Here is a 15,127-nt window from a genome sequence, read left to right on the forward strand (position 1 = left end):
TCGCGCCAGTGCCCGCGCACGGCGCGAGCTGCCATTGAGAAACTGGCGACCTGTCGATCACCTGGAAAGGCATCAATTTGCCAATGATTAGAGTCGCGCATCGCCCCGGTAGACGTTCGGCTTGGCGCCCGTCAGCCGGCCAAATATCTTCCGAAATGCGGCTGGATCTGAATAACCGACTGTATATGCGATGCTCTCGACCGACGCATTTGTCGTCTCAAGCAATTGCCGCGCCTTCATGATGCGCACGTTTTGCAGATATTCGGTTAGCTTCAGCCGCGTCGCACGGTGGAATCGTCGCTGGAGCGTCCTCTCTGAAAGATGCACGCTCTCCGCCAACTCGCCAATCGATTTCTGTAGCTCTGGTCTCGCGTGGAACTGGTGCTGGATCTGCACGACCTCTTTATCGCCGTGATCGAACTGCGGCAGAAAGGCCTTGTATGGGCTCTGACTGCGACGCGGCGGATCGACGACCAGAAAGCGAGCCGTTTCCAGCATCACGGCCTGTCCGAGCAGCTTCTCGACAAGCAGCAGGCCGAGATCCGCCCAGGCGAGAATGCCGCCCGCGGTGATCACGTCACCATCTTCGATAATCATATTGTCCGGTGAGACGTCGATATTGGGAAACTGTTCGGCAAGCCTTTTGGCGAAAGCCCAATGGGTGGTGGCGCGCCGGCCGTCGATGAGGCCCGTCTCGGCAAGGACAAATGCTCCGGCACAGATCGAACAGACGGTGACACCGCGTGCGTGCTGGTGTGCGAGCCATTGCGACGCGAGGCTCATGCTCTGCATTTTCTCCGGCATGATGATGCTCGGTGGCGCGATAACGTAGCTCAGAGCGTGAGGGATTCCAGGGTGCGTATCCCATGTGCACGACACATCACCGTCCTCCATCTTCCAATAGCTGACGCGGATATTGCGAAGGCTTGTCGGCATCTGCAGACCCGTCGACCAGTCGCTGGCGACGCGGAACAGATCCGTCAATCCGTAGACAGCAGCCAATTGGCAGTCTGGGTAGATCAGCAACCCTACCTCTATGAACTCAGCTTCTTTGCGTTTTGCCACTTTTGCCTCGGATAAAGTCATTTCCGCCACGTGCTTATGTCAGAAGATGGCGATACTTTCTCTTTATCAAATACGACTTCGCAAACACAGCGCGACAGGAGAAATGCAATGGCATCCGATACAGATCAGTTCTTCGTGTCGAGACGCAGCGTACTGATCGGAGGCATCGCACTTGCCAGCGTGAGCATTCCAGCGCTTGCCTTCTCACACAACTCTTCCACAAACAGTTCATCGCAAGGAGATATCGACATGGGCTTTGTAACAACCAAGGACGGCGCTGAAATCTTTTACAAGGACTGGGGTCCGAAGGACGCACAGGCGATCGTCTTCCACCACGGCTGGCCGCTGTCGTCGGACGACTGGGACGCACAGATGCTGTTCTTCCTCTCCAAGGGATATCGCGTCGTCGCTCACGACCGGCGTGGCCATGGCCGCTCTGCCCAGGTCGCCGACGGTCACGACATGGATCACTATGCAGCCGACGCATTCGCCGTCGTCCAGGCACTCGACCTGAAGAATGCCATCCATATCGGCCATTCCACCGGCGGCGGTGAAGTTGCCCGCTATGTCGCAAAGTTCGGCCAGAAGGCCGGCCGTGTTGCCAAGGCTATCCTCGTCTCCGCCGTCCCACCGCTGATGGTCAAGACCGCCGCCAATCCTGAAGGCCTGCCGATCGACGTCTTCGACGGCTTCCGTTCAGCGCTTGCCGCCAACCGTGCGCAGTTTTTCCGCGATGTTCCGGCCGGCCCATTCTACGGTTTCAACCGTGACGGCGCCAAGGTTCAGGAAGGCGTGATCCAGAACTGGTGGCGTCAGGGCATGATGGGCGGCGCGAAGGCTCATTATGACGGCATCAAGGCCTTCTCCGAAACGGATCAGACCGAGGACCTGAAGGCGATCACTGTCCCGACACTCGTCCTCCATGGCGAAGACGACCAGATCGTGCCGATTGCCGATGCAGCCAGGAAGTCGATCAAGCTTCTGGTGAACGGCCAGATCAAGACCTATCCGGGCTTCTCGCATGGCATGCTTACCGTCAACGCCGACGTGCTGAACGAGGATCTGCTGGCATTTATCAAGGGCTGATCCGAATCTGGCGTGGATGAACCATGCCACGGCCGTTTGTGGCCGATCGACAGATAAAAGGGGCGTCTGCGCCCCTTTTTCCGATCCTCGCCCCGCAGGCCGCGCTCGCCTCGCAATGTTCTCCGTACCGATTGCTACGCATAACCGGCGCAGTCGTGGAGGGGCTTACATCGTTGAACGGGCCTTCGGGGTTGGTCCAAACGCTATCCGAGGTGGTGGTAATGCTCGAAGAGAACTTCGATGCCAAACCCGTCTGATCGCACCCTAGAAAGCTTCGTCGCTGCCGTCTGAAATATTTGCGACAGAGGCATCGAGCCTGCCTCATCCTCCTTGCGCAGTATGAGTATTCCGCCAGCAGACGGGCACTGCGAGCATCCTGACTATGGCGAGGCACCCGCACCCACAACCCGTTTTCTGATCTCATTTTCCGAATTGTGAGGACACGACGCGATTGGGATTGACACCAGCCTAATCGTAGATATTTTATATCCATGATTAGGAGATGCAACATGAAACTGAGCGAAGGCGTAGAGCAGGCTATCCACTGCACGGCGTTCCTGGCGGGATTGTCTGAAGACGGCGTCCTTTCGGCGGCAGCTCTGGCCGAACTGCACGGCGTATCGACGAGCTATCTGCTGAAGCACCTGCAGGCGCTGTCCGGCGCGGGCATTGTTGCGACGACGCCGGGGCCGAAGGGTGGCTATCGGCTGGCCAAGGCGCCTAAGGACATTAGCTTTCTCGACATCGTCCTTGCGGTAGAAGGACCGGCGCCAGCTTTCCGCTGCGCGGAAATCCGCCAGCGGGGGCCGAACCCGCTGCCGCAGCGCTACTTTACCAAGCCCTGCCAGATCAACGCCGCGATGCTGAAGGCTGAGAAGGCCTATCGCGCAGAACTCGCCAATGTGTCCGTTGCGGACCTTCTGGCGGATCTCGGTGCAGACGACGACGGCGGAATCGCCGCACGAGGATGCGCCTTCCTCGAACTCCACGAACGCAAGACGGGCAATCGCGCCTCGTCATAGGAGAAAGCACCATGACCAAGATGAAGAAAGTCGTCGTCATCGGCGGCACGGGCCTGATCGGGTCGAAGGCAGTGAAACTGCTGCAGGACGCCGGTCACGAAGCCATCGTCGCAAGCTCCCGCAACGGCATCAACGCCTACACGGGCGAAGGACTGGCTGAAGCCCTCGCGGGCGCTGACGCCGTCATCGACGTGTCGAACATGATGTCCTTCGACAAGGCCGTCATCACCGACTTCTTCGACACGTCGAGCCGCAATCTGACGAGCGCCGAACAGGCCGCGGGCGTGCGTCATCACGTCGTCCTCTCGATCGTCAACGCGGACCGCCTGGCCGCTAACCCATACATGGCCGGCAAACTCGCCCAGGAAGAGGCCGTCGCAGCATCGGGCCAGGCCTACACCATCGTGCGTGCGACACAGTTCCACGAATTCACGGAGACGCTGGTGGGCGCGTACTCGGCCGACGGCGCGGTCAAAGTGCCGGATATAGACTTCCAGCCGATCGCGGCCGACGACGTCGCCGCCGCTTTGGTGGAAGCCGCGCTCGGCGAGCCGAAGAATGGACCCGTCGATCTTGCCGGACCCGAACGGGGACCGTTCGGATCCTTCATCCGGGCCTATCTCAATGCCAAGGGCGACACTCGTCCGGTCGAGGCCGACGCGGCCGTCGAATACTTCGGCGCTCCCGTTGTCACCGGCTCACTGGTTCCCGGCGGAGACTCCATCAAGGGCGCGATCACGATCGCCGAGTGGCTCAGAGCATAGGAGGGAAAGAATGATGAAAGCCATGCTCTATGCCGCTACAGCACTTGCGGTCTCTCTGGCCACAGCTTCCGCTCATGACGTCGCCAATCCTGGACTTGCATATGACACGAAGGACGCGAAGGTGAGGCTGGTTTACGACCATCCCCTCCCGGACGTTCCCGGCAAGAGCGTGAAGGGCGTTCTCGTCGAGTACGGCCCCGGCGGCTACAGTTCCGCTCATACGCATGCAAAATCCGCCTTGATCTATGCGACGGTTCTCGAAGGTGCGATCCTAAGCGCCGTGAACGGTGGCGAGACGAAGACCTTCACTGCCGGCCAGAACTTCACAGAGCTGCCGGGCGACCGCCACGACGTCAGCGCCAACGCCAGCAAGACCGAGCCGGCGAAGCTGCTCGCCGTCTTTGTCGTCGATACCGATGACACCGCCCTGACGACGCCGCGCAAGCCGTAGCGCTACCTACCAGATCCACCCCCTCACCTACCGCACAAGCAACGACGGTTTCTCCGGCGAACGGAGAACCGTGTCCACGAGAAAGGAAAACAATATGTCCCGCATGAACTGGTCCGAAGTCGCCCCCGAGGGTGCGAAAGCGCTCTTCGGCGTCCATCACTACGTCACCAAGAAAACGAACCTACCTGAAGAGCTGATTCATCTCGTCTTCCTGCGCGTGTCGCAGATCAACGGCTGCGCCCATTGCATCGACATGCATAGTCGCGATCTGCGCAAGACGATGTCCGTAGACAAGATCACTCTGCTGCCGGTCTGGGACGAGGTGCCTCACCTGTTCAGCGAGCAGGAACGAGTAGCGCTGGCCTGGGCTGAAGAAGTCACGAATGTCAGCCAGACCCACGCCTCCGACGAGGCCTATGCCGCCGCCGCCGGCGTATTCGAACCGAAGGATCTCGTCGATCTGACGATCACCATCGCCGCGATGAACGCCTTCAACCGGCTCGGCGCCCCGTTCCGGCTTCCGGTGGCGGCCAAGGCCTGATCGCGCTAGCAGCGCAACGCATAGACACCTCCCTGCCGGGCCGTCGAGGTCCGACAGGGTGTTTCGGCCTGCAGTGGCGATGCGACCATCCGCGTCGCCATCTCCTAGAGGCGAAAAGGCATTATCCGGATCGACCACGTCATTAGGTTTTTGAAGGTAAGCCGCTGTTTTACCTTTGCGTGATACCGACCGACCAGGACGTAGCCGGTCTTCGACAGCCCGAATTCCTCGCCCTGGCAACCGCAAAACGCTCCTGTGCCGATATGTGCTCAGCCTCGACGATCACCTACTGACAAGCCGGTCAACTGTTCCGAAAGCAGCCACAGCCGTTCAGCAGCCTGTGGATCCATGACCCAAGGTGCCACACCTCTAGTCCCATCCGTCTCCTTCTGCGGCAGGGCGACTTCGCAATCTTCGCAGTAGACGCCGCCGATACCGTCGAGTTCGGGCCGCGTTGCTGCCCACACGCTTGTTGCTGCGCCTTGTTCCGGCGTCTTGAGGTCAAGTGCGGGGTCGACCCGACGATTGCCATTCTCGTCGTAGACATCAAAAGAGTTGATCTCGTCTTCGGTAAGATGGCGGGCGAGATCGGTCAGGATGACGCCGGGGTGCAACGAAAATGCCCGCACGCCAAGCGCGGCTCCGCGGCGATCAAGTTCCAGCGCGAACAATGCATTTGCCGTCTTTGCCTGGCCATAGGCCTGCCACTTGTCATAGGCGCGCGTCCGGAAATCAATGTCGTCGAAATCGACCGGCCCGATTTGGTGGCCGCGCGATGACACAGAGACCACCCGCGCGCCGTCTGCCTTGACAAGTGCTGGCCACAGGCCTGCAACCAACCGGAAATGACCAAGATGATTGGTGGCGAACTGGCTTTCGTGGCCGTCCTGATCGCGCGCAAGCGGCGTTGCCATGATGCCGGCGCTGTTGACCAGAATTGAGATCGGCATGCCCGCCGCAACGATCCTGCCGGCAAAGGCGGCAACCGATGCGGGATCCGCAAGATCCATCGCTTCGATAACGACATTGTCGATACCGGCAAGCGTGCGTTCGGCCTTTTCGCGATTGCGAGCCGGTACGATGACACGAGCGCCGGCACCAGCGAGCGCCCGCGTCGTCTCGACGCCGAGACCGGAATAGCCGCCCGTGACGATCGCCGTCTTGCCGGAAAGGTCAATACCCTCGGTAACCTTGCGTGCCGCGCTGGATGCGCTGAAACGAGATCCAATAGGTTTCTGTTCGGACATGTTGTTACTCCTTCATTTGTGACGCTGGTGTCCGTCCCCTATATCGGGTAGTTTCTCGGAGCCCCCAGCCTGCAGGATCCGGATTTCTGTCGTGATCGTCCAAAACGTACAGGATCCCTTGTCCGACGTGCTCAGCGCCATCGATGCGCGCGCGCTGTTCTCCGTGCGTTTTGCAGCCGGAGGCGCGTGGTCTGTTGCTTTTCCACCACCGGGCTACCTCAAGTTCAATGCAGTCCGTGAAGGCTTTGCCTGGCTGATCTCGGAGGGAGACGCACCCTTGCGCATTGAAGCCGGCGACTGTCTTGTGGTCAGCGGCAAGGCGTTTACGCTTTGCAGCGATCCCAACGTGAAGCCGATAGCGGCGGCAGAGGTATTCGCTGGGGGCAATCTCGATGTCTCAGTGGGCGATGGTCGGGATTTCGTGCTCCTCGGCGGCAGCGTCAACCTCGATACCGTCGATGGCTCACTCCTCACCGACGCCCTGCCGCCTGTTGTAGTGATTGAGCACGAAGAGGCCGGACCGATTGGCTGGCTGCTCGAACAGTTGGACCTGGAGTGGAACAGCGCAGCACCGGGCGCCCGCGTCGCCTGCAACGACCTGCTGCGGCTGGTCTTTATCCATGTACTACGTGCTTACATGGCACGCCAGACAGCCCAGCATCCCGGCTGGCTCGCCGGCCTTGCGGATGCCCGTCTGGCGCCGGCACTGCGGGCCATCCACGCCGATCCATCGCGCCGCTGGACAGTGGAGGCGCTGGCGTCTCTTGCCGGCCAGTCCCGCTCCGGATTTGCCGAAAGATTTCGTGCCACCGTTGGAGCATCGCCGATCGACTATCTCGCGGGTTGGAGGATGCGGCTTGCCGCAGCTCGGCTGAGGCGTGGCAACGAGCCGGTGCCACGGATTGCACAGGCGCTCGGCTACGCGTCCGACAGTGCTTTTGCAGCCAGCTTCCGCCGCGTCCTAGGGCAATCGCCCGCGCGTTACCGCAGTCTTTATCGTGACAAGATGCGGAGTGAGGTTGCCAACTCGTGATTGCTGCCTTGCCCCGTCGAATACAAAGGCAAAGCAAGTCGGCACTATCCGTGACCGCTTCCGGTCCGAAACCCGTGCCGCCACATAGGCACTGGTATGAACCGAACCGCTGGACATCGACCAAGTCTCCGACTGCGATACCACTGCCCGCCACAAGACTCTTTTATGGCAACCAGTCCACAAGCGTTCCGGAGCAGGCGTGGCAGGCTTCCAGAACAACCAGATTCCGGCGCAAATCGATGGATGCTAAAGGGTGAAGCTTCCAGCAACCAGTACGGCAGTTGCCGGAAGCCAGCGGCGTTTTACTTCGCGACCTTGCGATCAAGGAAGCTTCGAATGAGCGGCGCCATCTCGTCCAGCTTGTCTTCAAGCGCAAAATGTCCCGTGTCGATCAGATGGAACTCAGCTTCAGGAAGGTCACGCAGATAGGGATGTGCGCCTTCTTCCGGGAAGATCTGGTCGTTCTTGCCCCAGACGATCAGCGTCGGCGGCTTACGGTCGCGGAAGAAGGCCTGGATCTGCGGATAAAGAGGCAGGTTGGTGCGGTAGTCATAGAACAGGTCGAGCTGGATATCGTTGTTGCCAGGCCGGTCAAGTAGAGCCTGATCATGGACCCAGTTGTCGGGGCTGACGCGGGTCAGGTCCTTGACGCCGTCGGTGTACTGGAATTTGGTCGTTTCAGGTGAGACAAGCACGGAGAGCGCTTCGCGGTCCTTCTTCGCGCCCGATTTCCAGTAGGCGCGGATCGGGTTCCAGAAATCACGAATGCCTTCATCATAGGCATTGCCGTTCTGGACGATCAGGCCGGTGACGCGGTCCGGGTGCTTGAGCGCCAGCCGGTAGCCGACAGGTGCACCGTAATCCATGACATACATCGAATATTTGGCAGCACCGCGCCTGGTCAGCAGCGTATCGACGATATCGGCATAGTGGCCGAAGGAATATTCGAATTTTGTGTGGTCCGGCGCATCGCTCTGGCCGAAGCCCGGATAGTCAGGGGCGATGACGCGGTAGCGATCTGCGAGCAACGGGATCAGGTTGCGAAACATGTGGGACGATGTCGGAAAGCCGTGAAGCAGCACGACGACGGGGCCATCGGCCGGGCCGGCTTCGCGATAGAAGACGTTGACGCCATCGATCTTCATGGAGCGATAATGGATCGTTGCAGGCGCCTGGTGCGTGATGGCGGGTGTTTCGGCGAAGGCTATCGTGGCTGGAGCGAAAGCAAAGATGCTGGCGGATGCGAGAAGCAGTGCGGCGAGAGTCCGAGACATTGTGGTTCTCCTCAGGAGTGATTGCGGGCGGCTTGTTGCCTGCAGCCACCATCGCTCTTTCGGCCTGGAGGGAGAATGCTCGTACTCGACAAGGGATTATTGCATCACGTGATATGAGTGCGGCGCAATGGGCGTGGCACGGGCAACCCGAGCGGCGACTGTTTGACCCAGAATAGGCAGATATCAATTCAAAAGCCGGTTCTCGCGTAATCTGCTTGCCGCCATGTCAACGAAGGCGCGGACCTTTGCTGGGGCATGCCGTCCTTCAGGGTGGAGTATATGAATTGGCAAAGCGGGTTCTTCGAACTCGCTGAGGACGATCTGCAGTTCTCCAGCGACGAGGGCTGGACCAATCTGGTAGTTGAGAACCCTGGTCAGCCCCCATCCCTCACGTGCGGACTGTATCGCCGCTTCGTTCGTGTTGCATTGCAGAGCCGCATCGACAAATACGCGCAGATCGTTGCCAAAATTCCACTCAGGTGAAGCCCATGCCGCTGTCGATGCAGCGATGCGATGGTCTTTCAGATCGTCTGGCGAATTCGGAACGCCGTAGCGCTCGAAATATTTCGGCGAACCGCACATGACGCGTCGGACACTTCCGACCTTGACGGCAGAGAGATTTGAATCCGGGAGATGGCCGATACGCACAGCGACATCGATCCCCTCCTCCACGATGTTGACCGGTCGATCGATGAAGAGGGTCTTGGCTTTCATGGTCGCGTATGTGTCGAGATAGCTCGTCACGATCGGGAGGACGTACATTTGGCCGAACAGCGCTGACGCGGTTATCGACAGAGTTCCCGTCGGCGTAGCATAGGAGCCGCCGGCGGCGGCCTCTGCTTCAGCGATATCGGCCAAAATCCGGCGGCAGTCTTCGAAATAACGAACGCCCGCTTCGGTCATCTTCACCGAGCGGGTGGTTCGCACAAGAAGTCGCGCGCCAATCAGGTCTTCGAGCGAGGCAACCGCTCTAGTGACGGCAGGCGCGCTCATGAACATCTGGCGAGCGGTGTCTGCGAAGCTCTCGGTTTCGGCGACCTTCACAAAGATCCTCATTGCCTGCCACCGATCCATCCGCATCCCCAATCACGTTTGTTTCCAGCACCTTAAGTGCTCGGAACCGAAGCCTCAAGAGGCAACTGACGTTCAGGCGGTCTGCGCACGAAGAGAAAGTGCGAGGCATTCTATTTCCTCACAGGTTTCCTTGGAAAAGCCGGCGTCTCGCGCGCGCTGGCGCGTTTCGCGACAGGCATGCAGAGCAAGTGACACAGCGATCGATGTATGGAAGTCGAAGCTTGAACCGCGCCTTGCCACGTCCATCTCGGCGCCAGTCATGCCAAGGGCACGACCGGCTTCTTCTTGTTTCGCGAATTGGCTCGGCATCGCATTGTTTGCGGTTAGGGCGAGCTCTATCGAGAGCCTCACGCGAGGATCGATTGGCGACCTGCCCATTGTTTCATCTCCTCGAGTTAGGCCTTAAAAGCCGAAATCGCTGAGGCCAGGGTGATCATCAGGCCGGCGGCCCAGCGGCCAACGAAACTTGCGATCGGCTTCCGCGATCGGGTGTTCGTTGATGCTGGCGTGACGTTCCCGCATCAGGCCGTCTTCGGCGAATTCCCAGTTCTCGTTGCCATAGGCGCGAAACCACTGGCCGCTGTAATCGCGATACTCATAGGCATACCGGACGGCAATGCGATTTCCAGTGAAGGCCCAGAGTTCCTTGATGAGACGATAGTCGAGTTCCTTGTTCCACTTGCGGGTCAGGAAGGCCTCCGCCTCGGCGCGGTTCTTTGCGAACTCGGCGCGGTTGCGCCAGCGCGTGTCGAGCGTATAGGCGAGCGCTACCTTGGCAGGATCGCGACTATTCCAGCCATCTTCGGCAAGCCGGACCTTTTCGATGGCACTCTCTCTGGTGAATGGGGGAAGCGGCGGACGAGACATGGAAAAGTTCCTCTGGGGTTGATGGTTGACCTTCGGGCCGGAGGCGGTACGTCTTGCATCGCCTCAAGGCCAGACGTCAGGCAGCCGCGCGATTAATGCTAGGGAAGTCGATTTCTGTGTCGAGGGCCTCGTTCACATAATTCGTGAAGGTATTGAGGGCGACATGCGCGATGATCTCGACGAGCTCGGCGTCGCTGTACCCTGCATCACGGACCTTGGCGATTTCTGCTGGCGCGACGGAACCGCGAGCCACTGTCAGTGCCCGGGCAAATTCGACGGCAGCCGCCGCCTTGGGGTCGTTCGACGTGCCGTTGCGGTTGGCGGCGATCTCGCTCTCGTCGAGCTTGGCGAACTTCGTGCCCGTGAAGGTGTGGGCCGAGAGGCAGTAGTCACAACCGTTGGCTTCCGCCATGGCGAGCGCAATGCGTTCACGGGTGGCCGGCGGCAGCTTGCCCTTGCCGAGTGCCCCCTGGAGCGACGTCAGGCCCGTCAATGCGGCAGGGCTGTTGGACACCAGCCGGAAGATGTTCGGAACGGAGCCGGTCTGCTTCTGGATGATCTCGAGGATCGGACGGGACGCTTCCGGAGCGTCTTCGATGGTGGCCGGGGTAGGAATGCGTGACATTGTAATCTCCTTTTTCGGTTGAGAGAGACGTTGCTCTCTTGAGATTGAATATGATCCGGTGGCGCAACTTGCTGAAGATCGAAAGGAAACAAGGAACTGTTACGCTGGACGCAGCAATCGCCTCTCACACAGCAAGCTGCAGGCCGCCTCCCTGTTCGGCTGGAACGGCGCAGCAGAGCAGCACTTCGTCGGTGTCGATCTTCGCGGTGGGCTGCTTGACATAAGCGACGGCACCCTTGACGACCTTTGTCCGGCATGTCCCGCAATTGCCTTCGCGGCAACTGAATTCGGGCTCGAGGCCTCGCGCCTCGGCGAACTCCAGGAGAGTGCCGGAATCAGGTGTCCACCGTGCTTCTTTCAGGGAGTTCGTGAATATGACGGGCACGGGCTTTTCGGACGGCTGCGTGGTGAAAGACACGGCTGCTGGTGTGGGTTGCCCCGTGCGGATCAGCGACGACGGACCGAAGGCTTCAGCCTGGATGCGATCATCAGCAATGTTGAGAGCCCGCAGCCCGTCATAGAGGCCTTGCGTGAACTGGGCAGGTCCGCAGATATAGAAATCATAGTCGTTGAAGGGGAGGAACCGCGTCAGCATCGCCATATCGATCCGACCTGCGGCGTCGTAATGCCTGCCCTCTTCAGCATCCGTGGCGTCGCTGAGGACCCTGATCAAGCGCACGGCGCCTTTTGTCGCACCGATAAGGTCGGCGATCTCCTTGTCGAACGGTCGATCGGCCTTGGAGCGAGCCGCGTAGAACAACGTGACCGGGCGAACACGCTGCTTGCGCAGCCCCTCGTAAACGATATGACGGAGCATTGCGAGCAGCGGCGTGATGCCGACGCCGCCTGCGAGAAGAACCGCCGGACGGGTCGACCGGGCGTCAATGCTGAAGTCGCCGGCCGGCGCGCGCACCTCGATGACATCGCCGACGGCAACCTTATCGTGCAAGAACTGCGAAACCCGGCCGTCGCGTTTGACGCTGATGCGGTAAATCCCGTCTGATGGTGCGACTGAGAGCGTATAGGTGCGGATGATCGACTTATCTTCGCCTGGCAGCTTTATGCGTATGGGGAGATGCTGACCGGCCACGTGAGGTAGTAGCCCTGCGCCATCGCCGGGCTGCAGATGGAAAGACTTGATCGTCGCGCTTTCATCGACAATCGCGGTGACGGTCATTGGCCGCCAGCTTGTGGCAAGCTCTGTCGCACGGAGACGGTCGGCCGCTTGGCTCCAGCTGCCTGTCATGAGGGAGCTCGGCGACCACCCGTCCTTCTGAAATGCCCATCTCAGAGCCAGGGCATTTCGGCGACGGACGATACGCGTCGGTTTGAATGTCCAAAACCGCTCCGCGCCTTGGAAGGCCGCGATCTCCGGCGAGTCAAAAATGAGGTCGGCTTTGCCCGTCATTTGCAGCATGTCGCCTGTTGCAAAATTTACGAACAGCAGCCCGGCCTTTCCATTCAGCAGGATGTTGCCAAGCGTGGCGAAGAAGAGATTTCCGTCGAAGTCGGGGATCGTCAGGACGCCGTCGTTGCCGACGCGAACAAATCCGGCATTCCCGCCACGGTGGGAGACATCCACCTGGCGCCGGTCTTCGCGATCGACGTAAGACGCAACGAAAAACGCATCGGCTTCCTGGATGATCGTGCGTGCCTGATCGTCGAGCACAGGCAGTTCTTCCACCTTACCTTGGAACGGTGTTCCCGGCTGATGCTCGAAAGCGAAGTCGCGCAGCTGAATGTAGCGCGGGCAGTTTCCAAAACTCTGGTCAACATCGACGCGGAAACCGCCCTCGATCGTCGAGACAAAACCGTTCATACGGTTGCGGCGACGCGTGTGCATCTCGATACCCAGGAGACCGATCGGCATGCCGTCCGCCATTCCTTCGCTTGCCGGGTCGCTCGGATCACGGTGTGCGAGAATGTCCAAGACAACAGGCGAAGGCGACGACATGAACCCCGGCTTGCCTTCGACGAACGTCGCCCAGGCGTCGCCTGCCGGATCGACGCTTCCCAGGACAATGAAGGGGAGCTGAGCGTAAAAATCCCGGTGCTGGTCCGGCATGTAATCGCGAATTACCCGCTGGCCGACTGAGGCCATGCGTTCCTTTACGCCAAGCTTTTCCTGGATAAAGGTCTCGCCTTCATGCCACGTCGGCAGTTTTGTGAGATTCACGGACATCTGCGTTCTCCAGGGGAAAGAGGCGAAGGGCGCGCGATGCATCGCACGCCCTATTGGGCTCAGGCGGCAAGGCCGACCGGCGTCTTGACGAAGTCGACGAAGCCTGGAAGTTGTTCGACCCGGCGAAGCAGAGCGTTGACGGACGGATAGGCGCTCAGATCGACATTGCCTTCCGGAGCACGCGCGACATAGCTGTAGATTGCGACATCGGCGATCGTCGGGTGATTGCCCACCAGCCATTCCCGCCCTTGCAGCTGGCTCTCGATCCGGCCGAGAATGGTGTGTGCTCGGCCAATGACCTCTTCCGGATTGAACTTGGCCCCGAAGACCGTCACCAGGCGGGCAGCTGCCGGGCCGTAGGCGATCTCACCGGCTGCGACCGAAAGCCAGCGCTGGACATCGGCCGCGCCTTTCGCATCTTCCGGCAGCCATTCGGTCTGACCGGATTTCTTGGCGAGGTAGACCAGGATCGCGTTGGAATCCGAGATGAACACATCGCCATCCGCCAGCACTGGCACCTGCCCGAACGGGTTCATCTTGAGGAAATCTGGCTGCTTGTGGGCTCCAGCTTTCAGATCGACTTCCACAAGCTCGTGGGGAAGCCCGATCAGCGAGATAAAGAGCCGGGCACGGTGCGCGTGGCCCGACAGCGGATGGTGATAAAGTTTCATGTGATCGCTCCTGATTGAAGGTCGGGTCCGTTCCCGATCCCATGCCCAAAGGATGCAACGGACGATCAGCGGGCTGAATACTCATGTTTGACAGTGCAGCGTTACGCTGGATGCAACAGTGCTTGGAGCCGCTTCGCGTGGTGAGCTCACTTCGCAAGCATCGCATAGACGGCTGGGCCTGCTAAAGCCTCCGGGTTACGGAAGCCCTGGCGAGACATTCATCAGTCCTGAAGCGGGCTCTCACCGTGGCTGCCGTGCCGAACGTCCTTGATGAGATCGACGAACCGCCGCAGTTTGGCGGGGATATTTCGTCTTCCGGGATAATAAAGGCAGAGTCCCGGATAGGGCGGGGTCCAGTCGGCGAGGACCTGCTCCAGCCTTCCAGCGGCAACGTCGTCTGATACCTGCCATTCATTCAGATAGGCAAGTCCGGCTCCGTCCCGGGCCGCCCGGAGCATCAGGTCGCTGTCGTCGAGCGTGAGCTTGCCGGGAACGTCGAGCGTGAAGCTCTCCCCGCGCTTTTCGAACTCCCAGCGATAGAGTGTGCCACTCGCCATTCTGGCCCGAATACACTCGTGGTTTTGAAGATCTGCCGGGACCTGCGGCTTTCCATGCTGGCGGAAATATTCGACCGAACCGACGATGGCCGGACGGACGCTGTCGCCGATTGGAACAACGATCATGTCGGGGGGAACGGCTTCCCGAATCCTTATCCCTGCGTCAAAGCCCTTGGCATTCACATCGACCAGCGCACCCTCCGTGACAATCTCCACCGCCATCTGCGGGTTTCTCTGCATGTATTCCAGGATCAGCGGCGTGAGGATCATCCGGGTCGCACCCACCGATGTGTTGATGCGCAGAGTACCCGTGGCTTCGGCACGATGCTCGTCGACATGCTCAACGGCGTTGCGAATGGCCTCCATCGCCGGACCGACGCTCGCCACGAATTGCTCGCCCGCGGCGGAAAGGACGACGCTCCGCGTAGAGCGGTTGAACAGTCTGACGCCCATGCGCGTCTCTAGCGCGGCGATCTGTTGGCTGAGCGACGACGACGAGACCCCCAACTCGCGCGCTGCGGCCCGAAACCCGCCTCTGGAAGACACCGCGAGAACTGCTTCGAGTTCGGCGAGCGAGCCACGCATCATTGTCCGTAATCCCTTATTAGGCTGAGCGCTTTTCGCGAGCTTACCAGGACAATGGAGAAATGCCAGATAAGCCTGACAGT

General features: G+C 60.0%; 16 protein-coding genes. 6 read left to right on the plus strand and 10 right to left on the minus strand.

Going from position 1 to position 15,127, the window contains the following annotated elements; translation table 11 throughout:
- Nucleotides 1-87 precede the first annotated feature (87 nt).
- A complete protein-coding gene (locus GR138_RS28960) occupies nt 88-1,086 on the minus strand; it encodes a GlxA family transcriptional regulator (protein WP_160862778.1) in 999 nt (332 codons plus the stop codon).
- A gap of 228 nt (nt 1,087-1,314) precedes the next feature.
- Here GR138_RS28960 and GR138_RS28965 point away from each other — a divergent pair, with 228 nt between their 5' ends.
- The 5 genes from GR138_RS28965 to GR138_RS28985 all read left to right on the plus strand — a co-directional run bounded on the left by GR138_RS28965 (nt 1,315) and on the right by GR138_RS28985 (nt 4,929).
- Nucleotides 1,315-2,151 (plus strand): alpha/beta fold hydrolase, encoded by an 837-nt coding sequence (locus GR138_RS28965; RefSeq protein WP_160862779.1) that lies wholly within the window; start codon nt 1,315-1,317, stop codon nt 2,149-2,151.
- 509 nt (nt 2,152-2,660) lie between these two features.
- On the plus strand, nt 2,661-3,173 hold the full coding sequence (locus tag GR138_RS28970; protein WP_160862740.1) for an RrF2 family transcriptional regulator: 513 nt from the start codon (nt 2,661-2,663) through the stop codon (nt 3,171-3,173).
- 11 nt (nt 3,174-3,184) lie between these two features.
- Nucleotides 3,185-3,937 carry an SDR family oxidoreductase gene (locus GR138_RS28975; RefSeq protein ID WP_160862741.1) on the plus strand — a complete coding sequence of 251 codons (753 nt, stop codon included), beginning with the start codon at nt 3,185-3,187 and terminating at the stop codon, nt 3,935-3,937.
- A 10-nt stretch (nt 3,938-3,947) separates the two neighbouring features.
- A complete protein-coding gene (locus GR138_RS28980) occupies nt 3,948-4,388 on the plus strand; it encodes a cupin domain-containing protein (RefSeq protein ID WP_420853736.1) in 441 nt (146 codons plus the stop codon).
- Between the two features lie 94 nt (nt 4,389-4,482).
- Nucleotides 4,483-4,929, plus strand: coding sequence for a carboxymuconolactone decarboxylase family protein (locus tag GR138_RS28985; protein WP_160862742.1), 447 nt, complete (start codon nt 4,483-4,485; stop codon nt 4,927-4,929).
- Nucleotides 4,930-5,198: 269 nt separating this feature from the next.
- On the opposite strand, the gene GR138_RS28990 is transcribed toward GR138_RS28985, so the two are convergent.
- Nucleotides 5,199-6,176, minus strand: a complete 978-nt coding sequence (locus GR138_RS28990; protein ID WP_160862743.1) for an oxidoreductase — start codon at nt 6,174-6,176, stop codon at nt 5,199-5,201.
- A 91-nt stretch (nt 6,177-6,267) separates the two neighbouring features.
- Here GR138_RS28990 and GR138_RS28995 point away from each other — a divergent pair, with 91 nt between their 5' ends.
- Nucleotides 6,268-7,209 (plus strand): cupin domain-containing protein, encoded by a 942-nt coding sequence (locus tag GR138_RS28995; RefSeq protein WP_160862744.1) that lies wholly within the window; start codon nt 6,268-6,270, stop codon nt 7,207-7,209.
- A gap of 302 nt (nt 7,210-7,511) precedes the next feature.
- Here the strand turns inward: GR138_RS28995 and GR138_RS29000 are convergent, their stop codons facing one another.
- The 8 genes from GR138_RS29000 to GR138_RS29035 all read right to left on the minus strand — a co-directional run bounded on the left by GR138_RS29000 (nt 7,512) and on the right by GR138_RS29035 (nt 15,044).
- On the minus strand, nt 7,512-8,483 hold the full coding sequence (locus GR138_RS29000; RefSeq protein WP_160862745.1) for an alpha/beta fold hydrolase: 972 nt from the start codon (nt 8,481-8,483) through the stop codon (nt 7,512-7,514).
- A gap of 183 nt (nt 8,484-8,666) precedes the next feature.
- Nucleotides 8,667-9,557 (minus strand): LysR family transcriptional regulator, encoded by an 891-nt coding sequence (locus GR138_RS29005; protein WP_160862746.1) that lies wholly within the window; start codon nt 9,555-9,557, stop codon nt 8,667-8,669.
- 72 nt (nt 9,558-9,629) lie between these two features.
- Nucleotides 9,630-9,935, minus strand: a complete 306-nt coding sequence (locus GR138_RS29010) for a hypothetical protein (protein WP_160862747.1) — start codon at nt 9,933-9,935, stop codon at nt 9,630-9,632.
- Between the two features lie 24 nt (nt 9,936-9,959).
- Nucleotides 9,960-10,424 carry a nuclear transport factor 2 family protein gene (locus GR138_RS29015; RefSeq protein WP_160862748.1) on the minus strand — a complete coding sequence of 155 codons (465 nt, stop codon included), beginning with the start codon at nt 10,422-10,424 and terminating at the stop codon, nt 9,960-9,962.
- Nucleotides 10,425-10,500: 76 nt separating this feature from the next.
- Complete coding sequence (locus GR138_RS29020; protein WP_160862749.1) at nt 10,501-11,049, minus strand: carboxymuconolactone decarboxylase family protein; 549 nt, start codon at nt 11,047-11,049, stop codon at nt 10,501-10,503.
- Nucleotides 11,050-11,173: 124 nt separating this feature from the next.
- Complete coding sequence (locus GR138_RS29025) at nt 11,174-13,231, minus strand: 2Fe-2S iron-sulfur cluster-binding protein (RefSeq protein ID WP_160862750.1); 2,058 nt, start codon at nt 13,229-13,231, stop codon at nt 11,174-11,176.
- A 59-nt stretch (nt 13,232-13,290) separates the two neighbouring features.
- Complete coding sequence (locus tag GR138_RS29030) at nt 13,291-13,902, minus strand: glutathione S-transferase family protein (protein WP_160862751.1); 612 nt, start codon at nt 13,900-13,902, stop codon at nt 13,291-13,293.
- A 221-nt stretch (nt 13,903-14,123) separates the two neighbouring features.
- The gene (locus GR138_RS29035; RefSeq protein ID WP_202402911.1) at nt 14,124-15,044 is read right to left on the minus strand and encodes a LysR family transcriptional regulator; all 921 of its coding nucleotides are present in this window, start codon (nt 15,042-15,044) and stop codon (nt 14,124-14,126) included.
- Between the last annotated feature and the right edge of the window lie 83 nt (nt 15,045-15,127).

It is taken from the genome of Shinella kummerowiae, assembly GCF_009827055.1.
In the GTDB taxonomy this organism is placed as follows: domain Bacteria; phylum Pseudomonadota; class Alphaproteobacteria; order Rhizobiales; family Rhizobiaceae; genus Shinella; species Shinella kummerowiae.

Bases quoted from the DNA above. Each gene is read 5' to 3' on its own strand.
- GR138_RS28960 (WP_160862778.1), bottom strand. From the start codon at position 1,086: ATGACTTTATCCGAGGCAAAAGTGGCAAAACGCAAAGAAGCTGAGTTC.
- GR138_RS28965 (WP_160862779.1), top strand. From the start codon at position 1,315: ATGGGCTTTGTAACAACCAAGGACGGCGCTGAAATCTTTTACAAGGAC.
- GR138_RS28970 (WP_160862740.1), top strand. From the start codon at position 2,661: ATGAAACTGAGCGAAGGCGTAGAGCAGGCTATCCACTGCACGGCGTTC.
- GR138_RS28975 (WP_160862741.1), top strand. From the start codon at position 3,185: ATGACCAAGATGAAGAAAGTCGTCGTCATCGGCGGCACGGGCCTGATC.
- GR138_RS28980 (WP_420853736.1), top strand. From the start codon at position 3,948: ATGATGAAAGCCATGCTCTATGCCGCTACAGCACTTGCGGTCTCTCTG.
- GR138_RS28985 (WP_160862742.1), top strand. From the start codon at position 4,483: ATGTCCCGCATGAACTGGTCCGAAGTCGCCCCCGAGGGTGCGAAAGCG.
- GR138_RS28990 (WP_160862743.1), bottom strand. From the start codon at position 6,176: ATGTCCGAACAGAAACCTATTGGATCTCGTTTCAGCGCATCCAGCGCG.
- GR138_RS29000 (WP_160862745.1), bottom strand. From the start codon at position 8,483: ATGTCTCGGACTCTCGCCGCACTGCTTCTCGCATCCGCCAGCATCTTT.
- GR138_RS29005 (WP_160862746.1), bottom strand. From the start codon at position 9,557: ATGGATCGGTGGCAGGCAATGAGGATCTTTGTGAAGGTCGCCGAAACC.
- GR138_RS29010 (WP_160862747.1), bottom strand. From the start codon at position 9,935: ATGGGCAGGTCGCCAATCGATCCTCGCGTGAGGCTCTCGATAGAGCTC.
- GR138_RS29015 (WP_160862748.1), bottom strand. From the start codon at position 10,424: ATGTCTCGTCCGCCGCTTCCCCCATTCACCAGAGAGAGTGCCATCGAA.
- GR138_RS29020 (WP_160862749.1), bottom strand. From the start codon at position 11,049: ATGTCACGCATTCCTACCCCGGCCACCATCGAAGACGCTCCGGAAGCG.
- GR138_RS29025 (WP_160862750.1), bottom strand. From the start codon at position 13,231: ATGTCCGTGAATCTCACAAAACTGCCGACGTGGCATGAAGGCGAGACC.
- GR138_RS29030 (WP_160862751.1), bottom strand. From the start codon at position 13,902: ATGAAACTTTATCACCATCCGCTGTCGGGCCACGCGCACCGTGCCCGG.
- GR138_RS29035 (WP_202402911.1), bottom strand. From the start codon at position 15,044: ATGCGTGGCTCGCTCGCCGAACTCGAAGCAGTTCTCGCGGTGTCTTCC.